Below are 26,214 nucleotides of genomic sequence, written 5' to 3'. Positions count from 1 at the left end.
AACAAGGCATAAATTTTGACATGTAGTTGTTCTCGGCAATTGCTCCTGCATTGCTCTACCTCCTGCATCCATGCAGTCGTACATGAAAAATTTATAACGCAGTTAGCGCTTTATTTAGCCCGCTAGAATGGTTAAATATTTAAGTCGATTGGTATAAGTTGCTCAGTGAGTCGTAATCGTTATGTTTGTAGCTTAAGTGGAGAACGTCAGATAAAGGCTGCGGAGCAAAAAAAAGCGGCCTAGGCCGCTTAAGGAAGTAATAAAATGTGCTATTCGTTTAGAATGCGTATTTTACAGAGAACTGTAAGCGATCCATATCGCCATCATTTCCGCTTTCTACTTCACGCTCAGCGTGTTTCAGCTCTGCACCAAAGGTAAGCTTTTTAACCGGGGAGTAAAGAATGTTAGCACTGTAGCTTTGGCTTGATTTTGTTGGGTCGCCGGTAATGGCCAATAAGTCGGTGTTGTTATCCGCTGAAAAGAATGAATAAACAAATGTTGAACGCCACTGGCTATTCCAATTTTGTTGGTATGCAATAAAGCCTGATGTCGAATCAATTGCATCAAGTTCATCACCATTTAATACAGCACCGTGAGCAACGTTAACACCAATATAACGACCTAGTCCTTTACCTTGAGTAAGCATAAATTTGAGGTTGTTTTCGCCGAAGTTAACTTTACCTGACGCACTGATACCAAATGAAGTTTCATCGGCATCTAAACCATTTTGTTTATAAGTAAGTTGGCGTGCAAGGCCTGCAACAACAAATTCACCCCAATCAGCTTTCATCCCATATCGTGCGGTAAAATCAGGGAGTGTTGAGTCATCTATCGTTGCTCGTGCACCACCTTGAGTGGTGATAGTGCTTTCTGGATTCTCTAATGAGAAAGACCAGTTGCCAGTGCTATAGCGCACTTGTGCTTGACGAACGAACACGGTGCCCTCAGCAGGACCAATGAAATCTAAAGTTTCTGGTAATGCACCCACATTTTGGAAGTTTGACCAAGCTTGACCAAATAACCACCCATCATAAGTAATAAATGCTTGGCGAATACGCGGTGCGTATGAATTACTTACACGCTCATCACCACCAGGGGCTGATGCAATGAAGTCGACTTCAATTTTGGTTTTTACTTCTTTTCCATCGTCTAGTTTAGTTGCAGTGCCTAAGAAAAAGCGTGATTGACGGGCATGCATATCAAATACCGGATCACTATCAACATCGACACCTACAGGTGTTGTGCTAGGAATATAAAAATCACGACCTATACTACCACCTGCGGGCACTCCGTCAGAGTAGTCACTCCACATTGCATCGAGCTTTACATAACCGCCATAAGTAACATCAGTTCCACCGATAGTTGCGGCTTGAGCTGTTGCTGTTAGTGCGCACAATACGGCAGTTGCGGTAAGTGTCTTTAATAGTGTTGCTTTAGTTGTCATAGTCAAAATCCTATTCTGGGCTACTTGTTGCATTATTGTAATTATGTTGTGATACCACTTTTGATTAAGTATGATTTTTACTCAATTACCTATTGGTCTATTAGACTAAGGTGGCAAGGTATCTTGTAACGTAACTTCATCATTAACACCTTGTATTAATAGTGCAAAATATTAATATTTGAAAGTATGTATGGGTACATAGAAATAAATCAAAGATAATACAACTAAGGTCTAATACTTTCACTCGCTATGCTGAGTGATCCTTGGGGGAGGCCTTAGGCAAGTAATTAAAATGGAGACGAGTATGTCACAAAGTATCTATCCAGTTCCTGCACATATCAAGAATGCAGCCTTAGTTGATAACGATAAATATAATACACTTTACAAGCAATCTATTGATGATCCAGAAGGTTTTTGGCGCGAACACGGTAAACGTCTCGATTGGTCAACACCTTATACCAAAGTGAAAAACACCTCTTTTGATAAAGGTCATATTGATATTCGTTGGTATGAAGATGGCGAACTTAATGCGTCATACAATTGTATTGACCGTCACCTTGCTACCAAAGCTGATAAAACGGCACTGATCTGGGAGGGAGATGACCCTTCACAAAGCGAACATATTTCTTACCAGCAATTACATGACGAAGTGGCTAAATTTGCCAATGGTTTGAAAAAACTCGGTGTAAAAAAAGGCGATCGTATTGCTATTTACATGCCTATGTCACCGCAAGCTGTTTATGCTATGCAAGCATGTGCACGTTTAGGGGCGATTCATTCTGTGGTATTTGGTGGTTTTTCACCATCAGCAATTGCTGACCGCATTAAAGATTCTGGCGCTAAAATTGTTATTACTTCTGACGAAGGCCGTCGTGCAGGTAATACAGTGCCACTAAAAGCCAATGTTGATGAAGCGGTTGCGCAAGAGTCAGTAACAACGATAGAACACGTTGTTGTTCATCAGTTAACAGGTGGCGACGTACAGTGGCATGAGCATGATGTGTGGTGGCATGATTTAGTCGCTGATCAAGCTGCTGAATGTGCACCAGAGCCGATGAATGCAGAAGATCCACTGTTTATTCTTTATACGTCAGGCTCAACGGGTCAGCCTAAAGGTGTTGTACATACCACGGGTGGTTACTTAGTTTATGCATCTATGACTCATGAATATGTATTTGATCTAAAAGAAGATGATATTTTTTGGTGTAGTGCCGATGTAGGCTGGATCACAGGCCACAGCTATATTGCATACGGCCCGTTAGTAAACGGTTGTACACAAGTATTATTCGAAGGTGTACCAACCTACCCAACCGCAGGGCGTATGGGTGAAGTAGTTGATAAACATAAAGTGACTATTTTATACACTGCACCTACTGCAATTCGCGCATTGATGGCTAAAGGCGATGAGCCAACGGCAACATCACACCGTGATAGCTTACGTGTACTTGGTTCAGTTGGTGAGCCAATTAACCCTGAAGCGTGGTCTTGGTATTACGAGAATATTGGTAAGAGCAATTGCCCAATTGTTGATACCTGGTGGCAAACCGAGACTGGTGGCATTATGATCACACCATTACCAGGTGCGACTGATATGAAACCAGGCTCAGCAACACGTCCATTCTTTGGTATTGCGCCTGCACTTTATGATGCAGAAGGTAATACACTTGAAGGCGCAATTGACGGCAATTTAGTCATTCTTGATAGTTGGCCATCACAAGCACGTACAGTTTACGGCGATCATGAACGTTTTGAACAAACTTACTTCTCAGCATACCCTGGTGTTTATTTTACAGGGGATGGTTGTCGTCGCGATGAAGATGGTTACTACTGGATCACAGGCCGAGTTGATGACGTACTTAACGTATCTGGTCACCGTCTGGGCACAGCTGAAATCGAAAGCGCATTGGTTGCTCACGAAGCAGTAGCTGAAGCCGCTGTGGTGGGTTACCCGCACGATATTAAAGGTCAGGGCATTTATGTATACCTTACGCCAAATGAAGGTGTAACGGTAAGTGATGAATTAACCAAAGAAGTACGTAATTGGGTGCGTAAAGAACTTAGCCCAATTGCATCGCCTGATATGATCCAATGGTCACCGGGTTTACCTAAGACGCGCTCTGGTAAAATTATGCGCCGTATTTTACGTAAAATCGCTGCAAATGAGCACGAGCAGTTAGGAGATACTTCGACACTTGCCGATCCAAGTGTGGTTGATGAATTAATTGAAAACCGATTAAATCGTTAAATATGCGTTAAAAACTTGATTAGAAGTTGATTCTAAACGTAGTATATCGGCTGTCAGCTATTAGATAGGTGGCAGCCGAATTCATTAGGAGTGAACCATGAGTCAGTTTTTAATAGCGGATGACCACCCGTTATTCCGTGAAGCACTAAAAGGGGCATTAACTGCAAAGTTTGACGATTTAGACGTTTTCGAGTCTGAAAATTTTGAAACGACACTGCAGGTGCTAAGCGAACAAGAAGATTTAGACATCTTACTACTAGACCTACATATGCCAGGTAGTGGCGACTTATACGGCTTAATTCGCATTCGCGAAGATTACCCAAGTTTACCCATTGCCGTAGTGTCGGGTAGTGAAGATATTAATATTGTTTCAAAGGTCATGAGTTACGGGGCGATGGGATTTATTCCTAAGTCGTCATCATCCGATGATATTGCTGGTGCAATTAATCAAATACTCGATGGTGATGTATGGTTACCTGGCGAACTAAAAGATAAAGTGGCGAGCATAACAAACGAAGATAAAGAAATTGCCGCTCAAGTTGCCTCACTTACCCCACAACAATACAAAGTACTCCAATATTTACATGAAGGCTTATTGAATAAGCAGATTGCCTACGAACTGCATATTTCAGAAGCAACAATCAAAGCACACATTACCGCAATATTCCGTAAACTTGGGGTGTATAACCGTACTCAAGCAGTGCTCATTGCAGCCAAGTTACAACTCGAACCGATTGAGCAAGCATAATAATTACAATGTAAGAGCGTTGAATAATAAAAATAAAGAGGCTATAGGCCTCTTCATTTTTACTCGCGAATAAAACCTAACTAAACACCACGGTACGGTTGCCATTAATAAATAGCTTATGCTCAGAGGCTAATTGTAGCGCTTTACAAAATACGGTTTTTTCAACGTCTTTACCCATTTTAGTCATCATCTCTGCAGTATTTGCATGATTCACATGTGTCACGTCTTGCATGATGATAGGCCCTTCATCGAGCTCATTATTAACAAAGTGCGCTGTTGCACCAATGATTTTTACACCACGTTCGAATGCTTGATGGTACGGTTTAGCGCCGATAAATGCCGGTAAAAATGAGTGATGGATATTAATGATTTTACCGTCAAAACGACCAACAAACTCAGGGCTTAAAATTCGCATATATTTAGCAAGGCCAATAACATCTGGGTTGTAGCTGGCAATTAAGTCACCCACTTGCAGGTCGTGTTCAGCGCGTGACAGTCCTTCATGGCTGACTACATGAAACGGTACATCAAAACCCTTCGCCAGCGGTGCAAGATCAGGGTAATTAGCGATCACAGCAAGTACTTCAATATTCAGTGCTTGCTCAAACTGCTTAAGTAATACGCCGCCCAAGCAATGCGCTTCTTTAGTTGCTAATAGCACTACTTTGGTTTTTTCGTCAGTGTGCAGCGCTAATTGCGCGCCATCAGGCAGCAAAGCATGTAATTGATTTAAAAAGTCCGGTGCTGGGACGCCAGTTAACTCAGTGCGCATAAAAAAGCGCTGTGCGTCTTTATCTACAAATTCATTATTGCGAGTAATATTTAAATTATGCTCGTGACAAAGTCCGGTGATCTTGGCTATTAAGCCTACATCATCGGCACATTGCGTAGTTAGTATTGTGTTCATGTTTCCTCATTCAAATCCCGTGAACCTAAGCTCCCATTATTTGTTAATTTGCTACTAATGCAAGGGCTTTTAATAGAGTATTACTCACATTGATTTAAGTTGACAACGTAAGTTGCTAGGTGTGGTCCCAGTCCAGCGTTTGAATGCGCGGCGAAAATTGGTTAGGTCAGTAAAATTCAGTGTGCTTGCGAGGGTTTCGTTACTTTGGGCAAGAGTGGTGAGGTTAAACACTGCTGTTTGGCGGTTAATGCAATCTTGTAAGGTGCTAAAGCGAGTGTGGTGCTGCTTGAGTTTGCGTTTAAATGTGGCTGGGCTCATTGCAAAATAGTGGGCAACGGTTTCGAGGTTTTGCTGTGGGTGTTTGGTAATATACTCTCGCACAGCCTGTAGCCATGGTTTCGCGGGCAGGGGTTGTTGCCCAATAGATGCTAAAGATTGCTGGAGTAAGCTTGGGCAGCTGTCGATTAAGTGCCTGTTGTACAATTCATCACTGACACTGACCATAAATAACTGTTGCGAGAACTTGCAATTGGCTTGCAGGTTCGTTTGATACTGCTCTATATGTTTGGGTTCAGGGTAGGGAAACGAAAAACTTAAGTCACTGTTATTACCTATTCGCCATTTACAGGTTGCGGCTATAAAGCTGGCAAATAATTCACAGCAAAACTGCTCAACTAGGGTATTGATTGCCCCAAAGCTGAGGTTAATAATAAAGTAATGGCGGCCTTGATGATGTTTATGTGTTGCATTAAATAAATTGAAGCCATGCAAAGGAGCACGTATCAGGATTTTTTGTAATGAGCATAAACTTTCCGCCTGCGAAAATGCGCTATATAGCGGGTTGTTATTGAGCAATTTTCGTCCGAGTAAAAAACTAAGCTGGTGTTGGTTATCAAATTGGCGGCAGTTTTCTTGCAATTGATAAAACTGCGCAACACTAATTATGGCGGTTCCAGCGGCAAAGTCTTGATAAAATAACTTAGTGCCTTTGAGTAATTTATCTGGGTGTATGCCACGGTGTTTTGCTAAATCAGCCAGCTGTGCTGCCCACGACTGCAAGCCTTGGCAAGGGGTATCGATATAACTGACATCAGTTAGTTTTGTACTCACGTTTGTACTCACGCAGTTTGCTCATGACAATATTCGTGCAAGTGCTTATTTTTTAGCAGCCCTTGATGTAACTTACTTAATAACCCAGAAGTAGAATCTGCGCTTGTCGCAGCCACTAAGCTCGTATGTACTTTTTGTTTATAAGTTAGGGTGCTATCGCTGCTGTTAAACGAAAATGCTTCTAATGCGCCGACAATAGATGAACTCAGTTGTTCAGCTATCGCAAGTTGTGTATTAGGCAGCATAACGATAAAACAGTCACTGGCGTAACGACAGACTAAATCTTGTTCGCGGACATTGAGGGTGATCACTTGCGCAAACTCTTGTAGCAGTTTATCGCCTTCGGCATCGCCAAATTGGCGATTAAAGCGATCAAATTGGGCAATATCCAGCATCAGTAATGAAAAGCCATGTTGACTATGATGCAATAAATTCAGCTCGCGGTTGATTTGGCTTTTCATATAATCGGCACTGGCAAGGCCGCTTATGGCATCGCTGAGTTGGTGCTCCCGGTAGAAGCGCTCTCGGTTGCGCAGCTGTTGATTTATACTCATTTGCTCTTGATGCCAATGATAGAGCGCGATAGTCATTAAAATCATGCCAAAAGGGGCGGGAATTGATTCAATAGTGCTAAGCCAAGCTTGCTCATCACTGTAGCTGACAAATTCGTCAATAAAATCTAATGTCATAGATAGGTTCATAATCGCAAGGCCTGCGAATAGTAAGTTGGTAACTCGTCCTTTAGGCCTGCTAAGTAGAATAAAAAATATCCACACTAGGGTCATGGCAGTAATGCCACCTTCACCTGCGACATCAAACCAATCAACTTCACTGTGGCCTTTATATTGGCCAAAGCTGAGCGTTAGGATTAATACGCTGGTTTGCATTACAACAAAGATAAGTAGTAATGAGCGGTGTAATTTTAAAAACGATAAATTCATGTTGAGCTCGATAGGTCATGTCTGATTGGCAGAATAAGCAAACTGCTTTATTACCACTAGGGTCAGATTAGCTCACAGTGATGACATATTTTTTACCATGGGTGATTTATTTAGCTAAACACCGTGTCTTTTAGTCAAATAATGCCGCTTGGCAGGGGGTCGAATTAGCTCATTTGGGATTATTTTAGTGTTGAAAAAAACCTAATAGCAACGAATTTACAGTGTTGCGTTAGGGACTGACATATTTCTTTCATGATTGCCCCTTAGGGTGTTGCTCCAGCCACGTATTGGCAAACAAAAACCATAATCAATAGCAGCAACCAAGAGAACAATTATGAACCCGTTTAAAACGTCACCTTTTATTAAGTCGAGTATTGCATTAGCGTGTTGTGGAATTTTATATGCAACACCTGCATTAGCTGATGGTCGTGTGCAAGGTCGTATTACAGATGCCAGCCAAAGTGTGTACTTTGGTGGTGCGAAAGTATCGGTGAAAGAGTTAAACCTCAATACAGTGAGTAACCGCGATGGTTCTTTTTCTTTTAATAAATTGCCAGCGGGTGAGTACACCTTAGTGGTTGACTACATTGGCGCACCATCAGTAGAACAAAAAATAACGGTGGTGGATTCGCAGGTGTTTACACAGCAAATTATTATTGGTGAGCAACAAGAGGCCATCGATAACATTATTGTTTATGGCCAAAGTGCAGGGCAAGCTGGGGCAATTAACCGACAAAAAAATGCTGATAATTTAAAGTCAGTAGTCAGTGCCGATTCGATTGGTCAATTCCCAGATCAAAATGCGGCCGAAGCACTACAACGTCTACCTGGGATCTTTATTGCTCGCGACCAAGGTGAAGGACGTTTTGTGGGTATTCGTGGTATTGATCCTAATCTCAATAACGTCACCGTCAACGGTTTAAATGTACCTTCTCCTGAGGCAGGTGTTCGCTCAGTGGCGATGGATGTATTACCAAGTGAACTTATTCAAAGTTTAGAAGTGAGCAAAACAGTTACTCCAGACATGGATGCTAGTGCTGTTGGTGGCTCGATTGAAGTGAAAAGCTTGAGTGCTTTTGACAGAGCGGGTGAAAGCTATAGCTTTACCGCGCAGGGTTCATATAACGAGCTAGAATCTAAAACGAGTCCTAAGTTATCGGGCAGTTACACCAATATTTACCAGTTAGATAATGGCCTTGATTTAGGTGTTGCTACAGCGGTTTCATGGTCTAAACGTGAATTTGGTTCGCGTAATATTGAAACTGGAAGTGGCTGGAGTACCTTCGAAGTTGAAGACGCTGCGACTGGTGATGATTTTGAAATGTTTGGTGCAGAAGAAATTGAACAACGCCATTACCAAATTACACGCGAGCGTTTAGGTGCAGCCCTTAATTTAGACCTGCACAGTGGTGCAACAGATAAATATTACTTACGCACCTTGTATAGTGACTTTTCGGATGATGAGTATCGCCTATCAAACGAGTATAAATTTAGCGATGGTAAGCAATTAGCAAGCACGGTGAGCAGTGCTAGCTTCACTGATGCGGAAATGTCACGTAACACCAAAGATCGTTATGAAGAGCAAAGCATTTTAAGTATGGTGTTAGGTGGTGAGAATCAATTAAGTGATTGGTTTATCGAATATAATGTCGGCTATTCAAAATCTGAAGAAAAAGAACCAAATCGACTTGATACCGCGTTTACAGGTTCTGGGTTTGATTTAGGTTATGTCGCTCAAGTTGATGTTCCGTTACTTAGCCAATCAGCGGATGCTCATGACTTAAGCCTATTTGAGTTAGATACAATAGAGGCGATGAATAACGTTAGTGATGATCAAGAGATCAGTTTTAAAATCGATTTCAGCCGTGATTTTGTTTGGCAAAATAATAATGGTCAGTTTAAATTTGGTTTTAAACAGCAAAACAGAGAAAAGCGCAATGATGCGCGCGTTGCTATTTATGACGGTGATTTTTCAGGAGCATTAGCAAGTGATTTCTCCGCACCTGTACCAGATTATGACTTAGGTGACTTTGGCCCGGGTTTAAACCGCACTGCGCTGCAAAAATTTGTAGCTGAAAATAAACAATCATTTGCTTTCAATAGTAACGAGTCACAAGTTGAATCAGATGGTCAAAGCTACGTTAGTAGTGAAGATATTACCGCCGCTTATGCAATGATCAGCATGGATATCGATAAGTTACATGTTGTTGCGGGTGTACGTTATGAAGGTACACAATTTGAGACTCGCGGCAATCAGGTTGAGTTAGTGGTTGATGATATTAACGATACTGAAACGGTTACCACCACACCTTGGCAAGTAAGCAAAGATTACGACTATTTTTTACCTAGCCTAAATTTACGCTATAACATGAGTGATAAATTGGTCACGCGCTTTGCCTATACCAACACGATAGCGCGTCCCACGTTTAGTGATTCAGCGGCATATCAGCTAATTGAAACAGAAACCAGTGAAGAGGATGGCGTACAAGTAACCGAGCGTAAAGCTGAGGTTGGTAACCCTGACTTAGACCCTTATGAATCAATGAACTTAGATGCGTCAATCGAATATTACCCAGGCACCATAGGCGTGTTATCGGCGGGCATTTTCTATAAAGATATCGACAACTTCATCATTCAACAAGAAGTACAAGATAACGGTGACTGGGATGGTTTTGATGAAGTAGTACAAATGGTGAATGGTGGCAAAGCGTCATTAACGGGTATAGAGCTTAACTGGAATAAAACCTTTAAGTCAGGCTTTGTGCTTGGTGCAAATGGTACCTTTATTGATGCTGATGATAAGCTACCTAATCAAGCTGATACCGTGGCTAATATCATTGTTGGTTATGAAAATAATGCCATTAGTACGCGTTTAAGCGCATCATATAAAAGTGAAAGCTACCAATTTGATGATGCGGATATGGCGGTTTATGAAGATAGTCACATGCAGTTGGACTTTAGCAGTAAATACTATTTCAACGACACTATGAATGTGTACTTTAATGCTACTAACTTAACCGATGAGCCTATGTACTTGTATCATGGTGATAAGCTTTACAACTATCAGTATGAGTCTTATGGACGTACCTTTGAGCTAGGTTTTACCTTTTCTTCTTTATAGCATCAGTTAGTTAAATATTATTACAGTGAGCCTGCTTGATATTGCAGGCTTACTTTTGTTGAGTGAATTATGAATAAATTAAGTACGTTATGCATTGCTCTTAGCGCCTGCCTTGGCACAGTTGGCTGTACGCCTAAAACAACAGATGCAACACCAACAGCTGCTGTGAGTAATATTGAATTTTTAGCGTTTGGAGATGGTGGTTACCATGTTGACTATCCCAAAACCAAGCACATCAGCAATCCTAAAAATGAACAGCAGTTTATAGCAGCAGAGCTGGCTGATTGGTTAGAAGATTATCGCCCGCGCGATGAATTTGATCATGCGCCTATTTATATTTACCCAGATACTGATATTGCTACGGAGCAAGGTGGTGCGCAGGCTGTTGGTATCGCAATGGCTAAGTTATGTGAAAGCAAAAATTGCCAATTTGCAATTCAGTTGGGTGATAACGTTTACCCAGATGGCGCCGATGCCGATGATGGCAAAGACGATCAGAAGCGCTTATATGATCTTGTTTATGCGCCATTAGAGCCGTTATTTCTAGCAGACCCTAACTTGGTGGTGTATTCAGCATTAGGTAATCACGATTGGAAAAGCTCGCGTAAAGGCGTGGCATTGCAAACCCAGTGGATGGCACAGCAGCCGAATTTTTTTATGGACGAAAATGGTTATTACAGCTACAAAATGGGTGAACCGGGCAACGACGTTGAATTTTTTGTACTTGATACCAATATGTTGTTAGCAGGACAAACCTTTTATGAAGTACCGCTTAACCCTGATGGCAGCGAAGGCGATTTACAACAAGCGATAGAAAATGGCACAGCTGAACTTGAAATTCATGATGAACATGAAGGGCCTCAAAATGGTGAAGATTTAGCCCAACTTACGTGGCTTGAACAAGGTATTGCAAGTTCGACAGCGAAATGGAAGTTGGTTTATGGCCACCATATTTTATGGTCTATAGGTGGCACTAAATACAGCGAAGGTCATGTGCTTCGTAAGTTATTGATGCCAACCTTATGTAAGTATGCTGACGGCTATATTGCTGGCCACGAGCATGATTTAGAGTTACTTACCGATGATTGCTCAAAGTTCGATTCAGGTAATAGTATTGGTAAATTACCGCTGATCATCTCAGGAGCTGCATCAAAAATGCGTGGCACACATACGCCATTTGCACAGTATCAAGAGCGCCAATACCCTGAGTATGATTTGCTGTGGTCAAAAAGTTTTGTCTGGGGGTTTAGCCATATTAATCTTGATAATCAAGCAAATAATTTGGGTGTAAGCTTTTATACTACGCCGCGAGATTTAAGTGGTAAAGTTATAGAAGAAGGCCATTTTAGCTTCGCTAAACGTACTCGTTAAATGTCACAATAATCCAGCACTGCTAGTGCAGGGTCTTGTTTGTTTTATGGACTTTAAACGTGTGCATTGTTTGCACATTTGTACAGTTATTTACGAATTCGTAAATAACTGTAAGCAGAGGTAATGCTTTGTAAATCATGGAATTATTCTTTTTGTTAAGGGTCGAATTCAAACTATTAACAATAAGGAATTGATTCCATGCAAGGCCCTTTATTTAAAACTGCACTAACAACTTCTCTAATTGCAACTCTAACTGCGTGTTCGGGTGACGATTCAAGCTCGAGTCAAAGTGGTTACATTCAATTATATAATGGCTCTTATAATAGCCCATACACGCGTTTATTCATTGATGATGCTGAGCGTTCGGGTACTGATTTTGGTGATGTAACGACGCGCCATAATTACAGCACTAATAGCTACGATGTAAGCTTTGAATATGTAGATGCAAATGACAGCTATATTACGATCAGCGAGCAAACAGTGACGGTCAAAGATGATATGACCCAGCTGTGGGTAATGAATGGCGATTTTTCAGAGCCGACATTCAGTGAACTAAGTGTGCCTACAGGCGGTGATGAGGGGTCAGCTAACTTAGGCTTTTTTAATATCGTTGGCGAAAACTTGAGTTTCGACGTGTATTTAGCAAATGATGATGGCTTATTTGAGACTGCAGAACTTATTGCTTCTCCCACTTATTTAAATGAGTTAGCGTTACAAAGCTTTGACGAGGGTTATTACACCTTGTATTTAACGCAAAGTGGTAGCACAGATGTGTTGTTTGAGTCAGCCACCGTGTATTTGAATGACGAGGCAAGCTATGTAGTGATGATCCGCCCAAGTTACGCCACCGAAGAAAACGGTATTACCCTTGATGTTGTTACTTCAAGCAATAGTGTTACTGCACTTAAGCACCAGAATGCGCAGGGGCAATTACGCTTTATCAATACCATTGATGATTATTCACAAGTTAGCTTTAGTGCAACGCGAGGCTCACAAGCCAGTACCACAGATGTAACAACTAACGATACGTATTCTAACTATATTGAGCTTGATCCTAACAGCTACAGTATTGCGATGTTAGATGAAACAGGTAGCAAAATTGTCGATAACTTTTTACTGACTCTTGAGCGTGAACAAAGCAATGTTGGCATTTTTTATAATGACAAAGATTACGGTCCACGGATGATGACGGTGAAAGAAAGCTTAACCCCGAGTAGCTACAGTCATAAAGTAACAGTTGTTAACTTATTAGATAGTTACGCAGGACAAGAAATTAGTAACGTTGATGTAGTATTTACTCTCAATGGTGAAACGGTTGATGATGCGAAAAATATTATTGATGGCATTGATCAATACGACCAAGAAGACCAAGTTGTTGATAATGAAATTTATACTACCTATGTGCTTTATGAAGATAATGGCCAGCAAATTGTGTTGATGCAACAGGGGGATATGGACTTTAGCCAAGAAGGTAATTACATCTTAATTCTTGAGCATGATGAAACAAGTAGCACAGGTTATAAAATGACGCTAGAACGTACCGTTACTGATTCGGTAGAATAGCCTGATATTAATCTCAGCCTTGTCGCGGTGAGGCTGAGATTTTTTGGGTATATTTTCAATACACTTTACGCTATAAGGAACTATTAAAAGTAGTCAAGGATTGAAAAAGTGGATGATGTCATAGGGCTCATAGTCATTTTATCGTTAGTTGTGGTTGCAGGCTCGATTGCAGGTTTAGTTGCTTTAACTAAAGTCAGTACGTTAAAGCAAGAGGTTGTACTTTTAAAAAAACAACTACAGGCAGTTATAGCTCACAAGAGCAGTCAACAACAAGCTCACAGTGCAACACAAACAGTACAATCGCACGTTGAGCCAGTACAATCACAGCATGTCAATGTCGTTAAACAACAAGATGCAGTCATAACGCAAACAACAGTCACTGGCCGCGAAAAACCATCTTCTCCTTCCGCTATTGATCTTTTTGTTAATAAATTAAAAACTCAGTTTCAACAAAACTGGATGACCTGGATTGGCGGTGTCGCGTTGGCCTTTGGTGGGATTTTTTTAGCGAAATATAGCTTAGATGCGGGGTTATTATCGCCAACATTACGACTCACATTGGGTGGTTTATTTGGTGTTACGTTAATTGCAGGGGCTGAATACTTACATCGAAAAGGTATTGTTTTTGAAGGGTTTAATAACTACGTTCCTGCAGCGTTGGCAGGTGGTGGGTTTATTAGCTGCTTTGCTTTAACCCTGCTTGCCTATTCAAGTTATGCGATGTTAAGCCCAACAGTTGCTTTTGTGATGCTGGCTATTATTGCTCTGGCTGCAAGTTCTATGGCACTGCGCTTAGGACCATTGCTCGCTGTGTTAGGTATTGTTGGTGCTTACAGCGTGCCAATCTGGGTGAATACTGGTAGCGGTAACTTAGTGGCATTATTGATGTATATTGGCTTGGTGACTTTGTCAGCAGTGTTAGTGGCACAAAAGGTAAAACGGCCATGGTTGTGGTATTTACTTTGGGCAGGGCATATTGGCTGGTATTGGGTAGCGCTGAGTGTCATAAAGCCGACTCAATATTGGTTAGTAGGTGGTTTTGCACTGCTATCAATTATTGGTTTAATCGCGATGATGCGTTTAGGGTTAACCCTGCGTTTATTGGAATATCGGCCACATAGTTTAAAGCGGTTATTAAAATTACAGCCAGATCATCCATTATTATTAGCGATTGTGGTGCCATTATTGATCACCATAGTAATCTCTATGGCAAGTGTACAATGGCAAATTGTGCTGCTGTGTTTAATTGTTATGCTGCTATTTTTAGTGCTGCAAAATAGCCGTTGGGATCTATGGCAAGGTCTAGCGCTGTTAATTGCCGTATTGCTGGTAGTCAGTCAACACGCTTATCACATCGATAGCCACGACCATTTATTCATATTCAAAAATATCTATGGACTTGGTTTATTGCTCGGCATTGGTTTTTGTTTATACGGGCTGTATTTTGGCGCGCGTTACTACAAACGTTTAAGTTTTCACTTAGTGGCCGCCTTTAGTATGTTTACCTTCATTGCTACGCTTTACACTTTAACCCCAGCGCAAGATTTAGCGGTAGCCTACTCATTATGGACTGTAATACTGCTTCTGGGCAGTGGCGTACTCATTAAGCGTGCGCAAGCTGCTCGCACACAATGGCAACAGTTTAGTTATTGGCTTGGTGCTAATGCCAACATTACGCTGTGTTTAACTATGTTACTTGCCGATAGTGGTTTAACGCTTGCGTTGGCTATTCAAGTGTTGGTTATTAGTTTTCTCGTTAAACGTCACAAAGTGCCAATGCCGCACTGGCCAATTAAAGTATTAGTCGCCGTGGTGCTTACAAGGCTAACCTTTGCGCCATGGGTATACGATACCGATTTAACCTTTTTAGCATTACACTGGAGCATAGTGGTTTACCCCATTGCTATTGGATTGTTTTGCTTTGCTGCCAAACAATGGCAACAAACAGAGATGAAAATATGGCTAGAAGGCGCTGCACTGCATTGTTTGGCATTATTTATCACTACCGAAACGAGCTATCAATTGGTTGGGCATTATCCTCAGCTTTTTTCTCTAAGCTTTTATGAGCAAGTATTACTTAGCTGTAACTGGCTTGCACTGGGTTGCGTTTATTTATATCGTGCACGAACTGCTGGGCAGTTGGGTAAGCTATACCGCACAGCCGGCCTGAGCTTATCTGGGTTAGCGGGCTTATTGTTAATAAACACAACACTACATGATAATCCGTTATTAGTACGTCTATATGTAGGGGAAACGCCGTTATTTAACTGGCTGCTTTTCACCTGGTTAGCCCCGAGCCTGCTGGTAGCGTGGTTAGCAAGTTTAGTTAAACCTTTAAATGTTAAATTGAACCAAATAGTGCTACTTGGGTCTGGTTTATTAGCAGTATTGGCAATCAATACATTGATCCGCCAATACTGGCAGGGTGGCTTTATTTACCTTGATAAAGCAACCAGTGACGCCGAGCTATACAGTTACTCGATCATTTGGTTAATACTGGGTGCGTTGGTCGTGGTCGCAGGACATTTGAAACAGCAGCTGCTGTTACAAAAAGTTGGTTTAGGCATTCTTGGCGCGGTGATAGTGAAAGTGTTTTTAATTGATATGGCAAGCCTAACTGGTTTACTCAAAGCGGTATCATTTATTGGGTTAGGGCTATCGCTTGTGGGCTTGAGCTGGTTGTTCCAAAAGCTCAGGAGTAAGACTAACCATAGAGATGTGCTTGGGTAAATTGCTTGGCTGTATTAAACTAGTAAAAAATAATTGAGGCTGATATGTTAATTTTAACACCATTTGGTAAAGCACTTTCGTCATTAGAACTGGCGTTGCAGCAACCCAAAAATGAATTTATTCGAGATAGTGTTATTCAGCGTTTTGAATACAGTTATGAGCTTGCTTGGAAGATGCTCCGCCGTTACTTAGTTGAAGACATGGGCGCTGAAACACTCGCGCCACTAAGTCGTAAAGATTTATTTAGATTAGCCGCTGATAAGCAACTAATAAATGACCCTCTTCCTTGGTTTGAATACCATATTGCGCGAAACACAACTTCCCATACCTATGATGAAGCGGTTGCTGAAAAGGTCTATCAAGCTGCAAAAGCTTTTTTTATCGATGCCAGTCACCTGTTAGCAGAGCTTGAGCGTAGAAATGCAGATTGAACAGCAACACTTAAAAATCATAGAAGATTGTTTACAAAAGCAAAATTTAAGTGATAAAGGAATAGATGTATATATATTTGGCTCTCGAGCTAAAAATACTGCTAGAACTTATTCTGATCTAGATTTGGCCTTAAAAGCTAAAAACAAAGTAATTGAACACACCGTTATTTTTAAACTTAAAAATGCGTTTAGTGAATCAAACTTACCCTACCTAGTTGATGTGATAGATCTAAACGCCATAAAGCCTGATTTTTATAATGCGATTAGTGATGATCTTATTCCTCTTAAGTATTTATAAATACTTAAGAGGCGTTTATACCCAAACCACCTCAATATGCAGAATTCAGCGTTTCACAGGTGCTTAATATCAAGGCGTTACTTTGCAAGAATCAGTCCCTTTTAAGAAGGAACAACGATGAGAGTAAGTGCCTGTGAAACGCCCAGCGGGTTGGTTTAAAAGCGATTTATACTGCGTTATTGACTTTAACAAGGGAATCACCATTCTTTGCAATCAATGCCTTGCCTAAACCGCTTTTAATTCCAACGACGCTCGCATCTTGAGGTGGCTTGGGTATATATCCCTTTGAAAATTTTCACTTACTGTGATTCAGCAGTGCTTTTAATTTCCCTGGTTTTATTGGTTTGGATAAGTAATGAATATCCTCAGCTTTTGTGGCCTGTTTTAGCTCTACGTCACGCACTGCGGTGATCAAGATAGCGGGCACATTGGCTTGCCAAATCTCCCGTAAGGCTTTTATTAAGCTAATACCGTCATGTGCGTGACCAAGCTGATAGTCCATTAATATAACATCCGGTGCACTGTGCGTTTGTGCGTATTCCAGCACGCTTTCTACTTGGTCAAATAACTGATAATCAGCCTGCCACTTTTGTAATAAGCTTGCCATGGCATTGAGGTTTTCAGGGTCATCATCAACGGCGATAATATTCATCGCAGAGCGATGTTCAAACAAACTGTTGGTTGCCAGTTTTTGTTGTACAAACTGACTCTCACCATAAGGTATTTCGATACTAAAACAGCTGCCTTTTTGTGGTGTTGAGCGCACATCTAAACGAATTGAGAGTAAGTCAACCATGCGCTTAACCACACTTAAACCAAGACCAACACCTTTATTGTCAGAGGCTTCCACGCGGTAAAAGTCGTTGAATATTTTTGCTTGCTCTACCTCGCTAATGCCGGGACCTGTGTCCCAAACCTCAATACGAAGGTGATGTTTGCGTTTACGACACGCCACTAACACCTTACCTGAATTGGTATATTTAACCGCATTTGATACTAAGTTCTGTACAATTCGTCGCAGATAGGTGATATCACTGTGGACAATATGTTGTGCACTGCGAACCGTGAGCTTTAGGCCTTTTTCACTGGATAAAATAGCGTACTCGTTGCGCAGTGGTGCCAGAATATCATCAATACTAAAGTGACGTGGGGTAGGAGCCATTGCACCTTGCTCTAATTTGGCTATTTCTAATAATGCTGACATTAAATGTACCGTTGAATCGAGACTGGCGCCGAGCTTTTCAAAGTTATTAATATTGTTATCAGTCAGCGACTTTTCATCAATGGCAGCAAGGTATAAACGAGCGGCATTGAGGGGTTGTAAAATATCGTGACTGGCTAAGGCTAAAAAGCGGGTTTTACTGTCATTTGCTTGTTCTGCCTCACGTTTTGCTAAAGTGAGTGCTTGCTCCGTTTGGACGCGGCTTTCTATTTGCGCTTCAAGATCTTTATTGATGGTACGAATTTCTTGGGTACGGGCTTCAATGCGGTTTTCCAGATCCATATTGACCTCTTCAAGCGCATTTTGTGTGGCAATGTGAGTAGTGATATCTGAAAAGCTGGTTACAAAGCCGCCGTCGGGCAGTGGATTACCTATCATTTCGTACACTAAGCCATTACGACGATGACGAATAAAGTGATGCGAACTGCCATTTTTTAAATGTTGTACGCGTTTTTCTACTTGGCGTTCTATTTCACCTGGGCCACATTCACCGCGCTCTGCGTTATAACGAATAATATCTTCAATTGGTTGGCCTACCTCTAAAAATCCCGCGGGATAGCTAAACATTTCTGCGTAGCGCTTATTCCATGCTACGAGGTTTAGCTCTTTATCGACAACAGAAATACCATGACTAAGGTTTTCTAGTGAGGTGTAGAGTAGGTTCTGGTTAAATTGCAGAGCTTGAGTGGTTTCATCAAAAAAGTTAACCACCTCTTCAAATGCCATGCGTTTACCCGAGGCCACCGTGTGAATAAGTGCTTGCGCCGAGGAGGCACCCAATACGCCAGTTAAAGCACGTTCGCAGTAGGCGATAAACTCAGGATCAGGGTGTGTATTATTATCATCAAGTTGATGGGTAAGCGAAAAATGCGCGAGAACTTGTTGACTACGTTGAATCCCTAAAAAGGTTTGCAGCAGCACTTTAAAATCGTAGACAGTGGCTTTTACATTTTTGTTTAAACGCCTTGCCAGTACCGCTTGCTCTTTAGGGTTTACAAAAGCGGCTGCTTGAATTTTATCGATTAAGCGCTCATCAGCCCCTAATGAAAAGCTAATGTAACAACCTATATTGGCAAATAAAGCGATTAAAGTACCGCGGGTGATCAGCGTTTGTTGTAGCTCTGTATCAAGGGTGTTACCTGCATCGAGTATTGGCAGCATTAAAAACAGTATCCAACAGATCAAACCTGCTAATAATCCTGCATACACACCGTAAGCATGGCCTTTACGCCAGTATAAACCGCCCACAATAGCAGGCAGTAATTGTGTTACAAGTGAGAAAGCGACTAAGCCCATGCTCGCCAATGCTTTACCATGACCAAACCATTGTTGGTAAAAGTAAGACAAGATCAAAATACCGGCAATTGTAAAACGTCTCACCAAGAGTATTTGTGGTTTGTAGCTGCTAGTGATCAGGTTACGTTTGAATTTACGGCGCAACATTAATGGCAATACCACATCATTTGAGATCATGGTACTGAGGGTGAGCGTTGCAACAACAATCATGGCAGTTGCAGCGGATATACCGCCAATAAAAACAAAGGTGGTAAGAAGCACATTGTCATGCATGAGTGGCAGTGCCAGTACAAAACTATCGGGTGAGAAACCATTGCCAATTTCAGGGTGAATAGCTGCAGTAGCTATGGGTAAAATCATTGCCGCAGTCAGCAATAAATACAGCGGGAAGGCCCAGCGAGCGGTAAATAAATGGCGTTTGTCTTGGTTATCAACCACGGTAACGTGAAACTGACGTGGTAAACAGATAATGGCCGCGGCGGCCATTAATGACTGACCAATAAAGTTAAAGCTCAAAAAGTTAAAGTTGTTCCAGTGTTGCCACAACGATTTTTTAATTTGTAGTTCGCTGGTACTGGGTAAGTTATATAAAGTGAACAAAGCTAAACCAGCTACAGCCACTAAAGCCAGTAGTTTTATCATCGATTCAAACGCTACCGCAAGCATTAATCCTGAGCGGTATTCGGTTACATCCACTTTGCGAGTACCAAAGAAAATCGCAAACATGGCCATGATCAAAGTGGCAGATAACGCCACCATTGAACCGGATATTTTGTTGTCGCTTTGCAGTAGTAAAAAGCTGTTACTGAGTGCTTTTAGTTGCAAGGCGATATAGGGAATAGTTGCCAGCAAGGCAATTACAGTCACCATTATGGCGGTGGTTTGCCGCTTGCCATAGCGGGCTGAGATAAAGTCAGCAATGGTGGTGATATTTTGTTTTTTACTCACGAGTACTAGTTTACGTAAAAACCCTTGTCCGAAAAAAAACAACAGTGCAGGCCCTAGTAAAATTGGCAAGTAACTCCAGCTGCTGGTGGCTGCTGTGCCCACAGAGCCGTAGTAAGTCCACGAGGTGCAATAAATACCTAAGGAGAAAGAGTAAACAAAAGGGTGGTGGCTAATTCGCTTGGCTAAGGGGGTGGTCTTATCGCCCCAGTTTGCTAACCAAAATAAGATGCCAATGTACGCCAAAGCGACAAAAATAAGTGCAGCAGTCATGTATATATTCAATTTTTATTTTGTTATTGCACACCATACCAGAAGTTTTCCTTGTTTTGAGCTGTCAATTTTTATAGTTATTTCACCGCTAATGTTATCTTGTTGATTAATAAATGAAATTTAATAAGTTGCTGATCTATTAGACTAATGTCGCAGATCTGCAACATAGCTAAGGTGAATACCGAAAATAACCTAGCGAAAATAGTTAACACAATGATAAATAATGTTTTTTACTTATATTTAACAACTGCCAATCTCCAGTTTACGTAAACGTTAACTTAATGTTACGACTATGGTCTCAATTCAATATTAAGACGGCGTTGCTAAATTGGTTAACGAAGACAACAAAACACACACATCACTTTTTGCGGTGTTAAAGAGGAAATAAAAAATGGCTTTTAAAGATGAAGAACAAGCAAAAGCTTATTGGGCGGAAAACATTTCACTGCTGTTTAAATTATTAGCAGTTTGGTTTGTCGTGTCATTCGGGTTTGGCATATTACTGGTTGATGTACTTAATGAAGTGCGTTTTTTTGGGTTTAAACTTGGCTTCTGGTTCTCCCAGCAAGGCGCGATTTATACCTTTGTGGCTTTGATTTTTGTGTACGTTTTCAAAATGAATACGTTAGATAAAAAATACGGCGTAGACGAATAAGGAGCTAAGCAATGGATGTTCAAACACTCACGTTTATTATTGTCGGTTTAAGCTTCGCGCTTTATATCGGCATTGCAATCTGGGCTCGAGCTGGGTCTACAAATGAATTTTATGTAGCGGGCGGTGGCGTTCCACCTCTTGCAAATGGTATGGCTACAGCTGCTGACTGGATGAGTGCGGCGTCATTTATCTCAATGGCGGGTATAATCTCTTTCGCTGGTTACGATGGCGGTGTTTACTTAATGGGTTGGACAGGTGGTTATGTATTACTTGCCATGTGTTTAGCACCTTATTTACGTAAATTTGGCAAGTTTACAGTGCCAGACTTTATCGGTGACCGTTATTACTCACAAACGGCCCGCGTTGTGGCAATTTTATGTGCCATTTTTATCTGCTTTACTTATATTGCAGGCCAAATGCGCGGTGTAGGCGTTGTATTCTCTCGTTTCTTAGAAGTTGAAATTGAAACTGGTGTTTACATTGGTATGGTTATCGTATTCTTTTATGCTGTTCTAGGTGGTATGAAAGGTATTACTTACACCCAAGTAGCACAGTACTGTGTATTGGTATTTGCTTATCTTGTTCCTGCTATCTTTATCTCTATGATGATGACAGGTCACTTCTTCCCGCAAACGGGCTTTGGCGCAACATTAATTGGCGGCGATGGAGCGTATGTTCTTGATAAACTCGATGGCTTAAGCGCTGAGCTTGGTTTTGCACAATACACTGAAGGCTCTAAGAGCATGATTGATGTGTTTGCCATCACTGGTGCTTTAATGGTGGGTACTGCTGGTCTTCCTCATGTCATTGTACGCTTTTTCACTGTACCACGTGTTAAAGATACCCGTATCTCTGCAGCATGGACTTTAGTATTCATCGCGATTGTTTACACCACAGCACCTGCAGTTGCGGCATTTGCCCGTGTTAACATGATTGATACGATTAACGGTAAAGATGGTAGCGGTACAGAATACGCAGAAGCACCAGCTTGGGTTAAAAACTGGGAAAGAACAGGCTTAATCACCTTTAATGATAAAAACGGTGATGGCAAAATGTTCTACACAGCGGGTAAAATTGATGATCCAAATAGCGCTAACGAAGTTAACGTTGACCGCGACATCATGGTACTTGCTAACCCAGAAATCGCTAACTTACCTGCATGGGTAGTGGCACTGGTGGCGGCCGGTGGTATTGCTGCGGCACTTTCCACAACAGCGGGCTTACTACTGGTTATTTCGACCTCCGTATCGCACGATTTACTTAAGCGAACACTTAAACCTGATATTAGCGATAAGCAAGAGTTACTCGCCGCGAGGTTGGCTGCCATGATTGCGATTGTTATCTCCGCTTACTTTGGTATTAACCCGCCTGGATTTGTGGCGTCGGTGGTGGCATTTGCATTCGGCTTAGCTGCTGCAAGTTTCTTCCCGGCGATCATTATGGGTATCTTCTCTAAGAAGATGAATAAAGAAGGCGCAGTCCTAGGTATGATAACCGGTATTACCTTTACTGCGGCTTACATTATCTTCTTCAAGTTTATCAGCCCAGAGCTAAATAACCCTGAGCATTGGTTGTTGGGTATTTCACCGGAAGGTATTGGTTTAGTTGGTATGGTTATTAACTTTGCAGTTGCTGCAATTGTAGCTAAGTTTACCGCAGAAACCCCGCTTGAAATCCAAGAAATGGTTGAGGGGATTCGTAATCCTAAAGGTTCTAGTGCTGCACACGCACACTAACAACTCTGATACTCTATTAATTTATATTGATAGACCCAAAAGCCCGACTTAAGTCGGGCTTTTTATTTATCGCTGATAGCAGTACAGTGATTGTACGATTGTTTTTTGCGAGTAGATAAATGAATAATGAGCAACAGGAAGTCGCCCAGTTTGTACTAGCACAAATGCCATTTAGCGACCTTGATAGTAGCGCAACCGATTACTTTGTAAAACACCTCGATGTTATTTATCTGACCCGTGAAAACCAAACGCAATGGCTACAATCAGCCTCCCCTAAACTGTTTTTAATTCGCTCTGGTTTATATGATTTAGTGGATGCAAAAGGTGATGTAATAACCCGTTTAGCGCAAGGCGACTATTTTGGTTTTCCGTCATTATTAACCGGCGAGGCAATTAAAAACCGTCTAGAAGTACAAAAAGAGGGCATTGTTTATATGCTCAATCAAGATGCGTTTGACTATCTGCGCCGTGAATATAAACCATTTGAACAGTATTTTGTTCGTGCACATGCTAACCGGTTGTTGTCGTCACACTATAAAAGCCAAAATGACAGTTGGTCTGAGCGAAAAATATCAGAGCTAATGTCTCGTAAAGCTGTGACCTTGTCACCGGATGCGAGCATTCGTCAAGCCGCAAAAAAAATGAAAGAGCACGGCGTATCATCAATTATGGTTACTGAATATGAGCGCTTAGTTGGGGTGGTGACTGACCGCGATTTGCGAAATCGCGTATTAGCTGATGAAGTCGACCCACAGCAGGCCGTAAGCTCAATAATGAGTGCTAAACCGAAGTTTATTTTTGAAAATAACAGGGTGTTTTCTGCGCTGCATTTAATGCTCAAACATAATATTCATCACTTACCTGTATTGGACGAGCATCACAAAGCGTTAGGAATGATTACCAGTACCGATTTGTTACGCCAACAAAAGAGCGATCCGGTGCAACTTATTGGCCGTATTTATAAAGCACATAGTGTGACAGATTTAAAACGTTATGCGGCTGAAGTTCCCGAGTTATTGCGCAGCTTTTCGCATAATATTGATGATATTTCGTTAATTGGTAAGTTACTCAGTGGCTTGACTGATGCGCTAACGTCTCGATTAATTTATCTATTTCAAGAAGAACATGGCGCAGCGCCGACCAGTTTTAGTTTTATTTGTTTTGGATCACAAGCACGGGAAGAGCAAACCTTGCATTCAGATCAAGATAACGGTTTATTACTGCCGGATGATTTATCTGAACAACACCAAGATTATTTCCGTCGCATGGGGGAATTTGTCTGTGAGCAATTGGTTGAGTGCGGTATTAGGCGTTGCCCTGGTAATATAATGGCCAGCAGCGAATTGTGCCGAATGAGTATATCGGATTGGTGTGATAAGTTTTTTACGTGGATAAAAAGCCCAACGCCGCAGGCTATGCTTAATTGTAAAATATTTTTTGATTTACGTTTTATTGAAGGTTCAACAGCACTTTACACTGCATTTTGTGAGCAATTAACCCGTATTTCTCGCAACGAATTATTTTATGCAGCAATGGCAACGGATATTAAGTCAAACTCAGTGCCAATTGGTTTATTTAACCAGTTTAAACTCGAAAAAGACGCTAAACAGCATAAATACATTGATTTGAAAAAACGTGGTGTAGTGATCATTAACGACATTGTGCGTTTATATGCGTTAAAAGCGGGAATACGCCGAGCAAACACTCAAGAGCGCTTAGATGCATTGCTGAAACATGATTTATTAAATAATCACGATGTGTATAACTTAAAGGACTGTTGGCGATTTTTAACTCAGTTACGTTTGCGCACACAAATCAACGAGGAAGGCTTACCCAGTAATTGCATTAACCCAGATAAATTAAATTCTCTTGAACGCCACCAATTAAAAGAAGCGTTTTATCTGCTTAAGCTGGCGCAACAAGCTGCGGCATTTAAGTTTGCCCGTGGGAGTTTATAACTATGTGTTTTGCAATGAATAAGGTGACAAGCTAAGTGGTTAAACGTTGGTTGAATCGTTATTTTGCGCGTAAGCAATTGCTTGGCGAAAACGCATTAACGCAGCGCTACTTGGTGATTGACTTAGAGCTAACTGGGCTTGATCCAAAACAGCATGAAATTGTCTCGATAGCCTGGGTGTTGATAGACAATCAATGTATTAAGTTAAGTCAAGCGCAACATGCGATTAATAAGGATGTGCGGCATCTTGAGCAAAGCCCTGTATATCATGGTATTGCCCAGCAAGACGTGGCTACAGGGCAAAACTTGACGGCTATTTTAGCGGCCCTAAGCAGCCACTTTGCGGATGCTATTTTGGTGTTTCATAATGCCACATTAGACTGGGGATTTTTAAAGCAAGCATTTCAAGCGAAGGGAGTAGCGGCACACCCTAAATTGATACTCGATACCTTTCATATTGAAAAAAAACGTCTGCACCAACAAGGGCACGAAATTGGCCTGGATGATTTAACGCTTTCTGCATGTCGTGCGCGATATGGGTTGCCGCATTATGGTTGTCATCATGCGTTGACAGATGCCATGGCCACTGCTGAGTTGTTGTTGGCACAATGTCATCAAATAAGTCGTGGCCAGCAATTAAAACTCGCTGCGTTGCTCTAAGGTAATGCTGGTTTGAGTATTGTCACAATTTATCGTCACTGAATGGCTGCTATAATTAGCATCTAAATCAAGTCATAAGTATTAATTTTTATTTTCAATAACAGGCTTTTGCAGTGCGGTTATTCGGTACGGTGCTTGCTATTATAGGGCGCTGTTATTTTACTTTATCTGTTGGTTTTTTACTCTATGAAAAATAATTTACTGCCATCTTTAGCGGGTGTTTTAGCAAGCTTATTTGCTGTATGGTGGCTACATGGATTTTTAACGGCTGATCAATGTTTAGACGCCGGTGGTGCAATTGATTATGAGACTAACCTGTGTTTGAGCAAAAACGATCAAGTGATCGAGCTGGCTACATCGTCAAGCATGCTAGTGATATATTGTCTTGTTATTATGATCGTTTCCTTAATAACCAGTAGCCTGATACGTAAGCTATTTAAACGTTAGCGGATATAGGGTTAGGAGTTAGTTGCTAGGGTATGGTTGGTTACCTAAGTGGGCTATCTAGGTTGTATTGCAAACATTTATTTAACCTTACCACTTATATTCAAACTCAAGGTC

General features: G+C 41.4%; 18 protein-coding genes. 13 read left to right on the top strand and 5 right to left on the bottom strand.

Going from position 1 to position 26,214, the window contains the following annotated elements; genetic code table 11:
• Positions 1–277 precede the first annotated feature (277 nt).
• Positions 278–1,444 (bottom strand): DcaP family trimeric outer membrane transporter, encoded by a 1,167-nt coding sequence (locus CWB85_RS11745; protein WP_138554978.1) that lies wholly within the window; start codon positions 1,442–1,444, stop codon positions 278–280.
• Between the two features lie 304 nt (positions 1,445–1,748).
• On the opposite strand from CWB85_RS11745, the gene acs reads away from it, so the two are divergent.
• On the top strand, positions 1,749–3,689 hold the full coding sequence (gene acs, locus CWB85_RS11740; protein ID WP_016708518.1) for an acetate--CoA ligase: 1,941 nt from the start codon (positions 1,749–1,751) through the stop codon (positions 3,687–3,689).
• Positions 3,690–3,786: 97 nt separating this feature from the next.
• Positions 3,787–4,437 (top strand): response regulator transcription factor, encoded by a 651-nt coding sequence (locus CWB85_RS11735; protein WP_138554977.1) that lies wholly within the window; start codon positions 3,787–3,789, stop codon positions 4,435–4,437.
• Positions 4,438–4,513: 76 nt separating this feature from the next.
• On the opposite strand, the gene purU is transcribed toward CWB85_RS11735, so the two are convergent.
• The 3 genes from purU to CWB85_RS11720 form a co-directional block, all read right to left on the bottom strand.
• Positions 4,514–5,344 (bottom strand): formyltetrahydrofolate deformylase, encoded by an 831-nt coding sequence (purU, locus tag CWB85_RS11730; protein ID WP_138554976.1) that lies wholly within the window; start codon positions 5,342–5,344, stop codon positions 4,514–4,516.
• 84 nt (positions 5,345–5,428) lie between these two features.
• The gene (locus CWB85_RS11725; protein WP_158217505.1) at positions 5,429–6,454 is read right to left on the bottom strand and encodes a helix-turn-helix domain-containing protein; all 1,026 of its coding nucleotides are present in this window, start codon (positions 6,452–6,454) and stop codon (positions 5,429–5,431) included.
• A gap of 8 nt (positions 6,455–6,462) precedes the next feature.
• Positions 6,463–7,395, bottom strand: coding sequence for a GGDEF domain-containing protein (locus CWB85_RS11720; protein WP_016708522.1), 933 nt, complete (start codon positions 7,393–7,395; stop codon positions 6,463–6,465).
• A gap of 334 nt (positions 7,396–7,729) precedes the next feature.
• Here CWB85_RS11720 and CWB85_RS11715 point away from each other — a divergent pair, with 334 nt between their 5' ends.
• The 6 genes from CWB85_RS11715 to CWB85_RS11690 all read left to right on the top strand — a co-directional run bounded on the left by CWB85_RS11715 (position 7,730) and on the right by CWB85_RS11690 (position 16,909).
• Complete coding sequence (locus CWB85_RS11715) at positions 7,730–10,516, top strand: TonB-dependent receptor (protein WP_138554975.1); 2,787 nt, start codon at positions 7,730–7,732, stop codon at positions 10,514–10,516.
• A gap of 69 nt (positions 10,517–10,585) precedes the next feature.
• On the top strand, positions 10,586–11,887 hold the full coding sequence (locus CWB85_RS11710; protein WP_171039011.1) for a metallophosphoesterase: 1,302 nt from the start codon (positions 10,586–10,588) through the stop codon (positions 11,885–11,887).
• A gap of 198 nt (positions 11,888–12,085) precedes the next feature.
• Positions 12,086–13,450 (top strand): hypothetical protein, encoded by a 1,365-nt coding sequence (locus tag CWB85_RS11705; protein ID WP_016708525.1) that lies wholly within the window; start codon positions 12,086–12,088, stop codon positions 13,448–13,450.
• Between the two features lie 108 nt (positions 13,451–13,558).
• Positions 13,559–16,180, top strand: coding sequence for a DUF2339 domain-containing protein (locus CWB85_RS11700; RefSeq protein ID WP_138554974.1), 2,622 nt, complete (start codon positions 13,559–13,561; stop codon positions 16,178–16,180).
• Between the two features lie 44 nt (positions 16,181–16,224).
• On the top strand, positions 16,225–16,611 hold the full coding sequence (locus tag CWB85_RS11695; protein ID WP_016708527.1) for a nucleotidyltransferase substrate binding protein: 387 nt from the start codon (positions 16,225–16,227) through the stop codon (positions 16,609–16,611).
• Positions 16,601–16,909, top strand: coding sequence for a nucleotidyltransferase family protein (locus CWB85_RS11690; protein WP_016708528.1), 309 nt, complete (start codon positions 16,601–16,603; stop codon positions 16,907–16,909). Before CWB85_RS11695 ends, CWB85_RS11690 begins: the two co-directional genes overlap by 11 nt.
• Before the next feature lie 295 nt (positions 16,910–17,204).
• Here the strand turns inward: CWB85_RS11690 and CWB85_RS11685 are convergent, their stop codons facing one another.
• On the bottom strand, positions 17,205–20,645 hold the full coding sequence (locus CWB85_RS11685; RefSeq protein WP_138554973.1) for a PAS domain-containing hybrid sensor histidine kinase/response regulator: 3,441 nt from the start codon (positions 20,643–20,645) through the stop codon (positions 17,205–17,207).
• Between the two features lie 391 nt (positions 20,646–21,036).
• Here CWB85_RS11685 and CWB85_RS11680 point away from each other — a divergent pair, with 391 nt between their 5' ends.
• From CWB85_RS11680 to CWB85_RS11660, 5 genes are all read left to right on the top strand, one after another.
• Complete coding sequence (locus tag CWB85_RS11680; RefSeq protein ID WP_004586074.1) at positions 21,037–21,300, top strand: DUF4212 domain-containing protein; 264 nt, start codon at positions 21,037–21,039, stop codon at positions 21,298–21,300.
• Positions 21,301–21,311: 11 nt separating this feature from the next.
• A complete protein-coding gene (locus tag CWB85_RS11675; protein WP_016708531.1) occupies positions 21,312–23,036 on the top strand; it encodes a sodium:solute symporter family protein in 1,725 nt (574 codons plus the stop codon).
• Between the two features lie 119 nt (positions 23,037–23,155).
• Positions 23,156–24,994, top strand: a complete 1,839-nt coding sequence (locus tag CWB85_RS11670) for a DUF294 nucleotidyltransferase-like domain-containing protein (protein ID WP_138554972.1) — start codon at positions 23,156–23,158, stop codon at positions 24,992–24,994.
• Between the two features lie 35 nt (positions 24,995–25,029).
• Entirely contained in the window at positions 25,030–25,653 is a 624-nt protein-coding gene (locus CWB85_RS11665) for a 3'-5' exonuclease (RefSeq protein WP_016708534.1), read from the top strand.
• Positions 25,654–25,839: 186 nt separating this feature from the next.
• The gene (locus tag CWB85_RS11660) at positions 25,840–26,100 is read left to right on the top strand and encodes a hypothetical protein (protein WP_138554971.1); all 261 of its coding nucleotides are present in this window, start codon (positions 25,840–25,842) and stop codon (positions 26,098–26,100) included.
• Positions 26,101–26,214: the final 114 nt, after the last annotated feature.

The organism is Pseudoalteromonas sp. S1727 (assembly GCF_005886375.1).
Taxonomy (GTDB): domain Bacteria; phylum Pseudomonadota; class Gammaproteobacteria; order Enterobacterales; family Alteromonadaceae; genus Pseudoalteromonas; species Pseudoalteromonas haloplanktis.
Note: the sequence above shows the minus strand (reverse complement) of the source record. Positions and strands in the feature narration are given on the sequence as shown.

Excerpts from the sequence above, each read along its gene's own strand:
- CWB85_RS11745 (WP_138554978.1), bottom strand. The coding sequence starts at position 1,444 with ATGACAACTAAAGCAACACTATTAAAGACACTTACCGCAACTGCCGTA.
- acs (WP_016708518.1), top strand. The coding sequence starts at position 1,749 with ATGTCACAAAGTATCTATCCAGTTCCTGCACATATCAAGAATGCAGCC.
- CWB85_RS11735 (WP_138554977.1), top strand. The coding sequence starts at position 3,787 with ATGAGTCAGTTTTTAATAGCGGATGACCACCCGTTATTCCGTGAAGCA.
- purU (WP_138554976.1), bottom strand. The coding sequence starts at position 5,344 with ATGAACACAATACTAACTACGCAATGTGCCGATGATGTAGGCTTAATA.
- CWB85_RS11720 (WP_016708522.1), bottom strand. The coding sequence starts at position 7,395 with ATGAATTTATCGTTTTTAAAATTACACCGCTCATTACTACTTATCTTT.
- CWB85_RS11715 (WP_138554975.1), top strand. The coding sequence starts at position 7,730 with ATGAACCCGTTTAAAACGTCACCTTTTATTAAGTCGAGTATTGCATTA.
- CWB85_RS11710 (WP_171039011.1), top strand. The coding sequence starts at position 10,586 with ATGAATAAATTAAGTACGTTATGCATTGCTCTTAGCGCCTGCCTTGGC.
- CWB85_RS11705 (WP_016708525.1), top strand. The coding sequence starts at position 12,086 with ATGCAAGGCCCTTTATTTAAAACTGCACTAACAACTTCTCTAATTGCA.
- CWB85_RS11695 (WP_016708527.1), top strand. The coding sequence starts at position 16,225 with ATGTTAATTTTAACACCATTTGGTAAAGCACTTTCGTCATTAGAACTG.
- CWB85_RS11690 (WP_016708528.1), top strand. The coding sequence starts at position 16,601 with ATGCAGATTGAACAGCAACACTTAAAAATCATAGAAGATTGTTTACAA.
- CWB85_RS11685 (WP_138554973.1), bottom strand. The coding sequence starts at position 20,645 with ATGACTGCTGCACTTATTTTTGTCGCTTTGGCGTACATTGGCATCTTA.
- CWB85_RS11680 (WP_004586074.1), top strand. The coding sequence starts at position 21,037 with ATGGCTTTTAAAGATGAAGAACAAGCAAAAGCTTATTGGGCGGAAAAC.
- CWB85_RS11675 (WP_016708531.1), top strand. The coding sequence starts at position 21,312 with ATGGATGTTCAAACACTCACGTTTATTATTGTCGGTTTAAGCTTCGCG.
- CWB85_RS11670 (WP_138554972.1), top strand. The coding sequence starts at position 23,156 with ATGAATAATGAGCAACAGGAAGTCGCCCAGTTTGTACTAGCACAAATG.
- CWB85_RS11660 (WP_138554971.1), top strand. The coding sequence starts at position 25,840 with ATGAAAAATAATTTACTGCCATCTTTAGCGGGTGTTTTAGCAAGCTTA.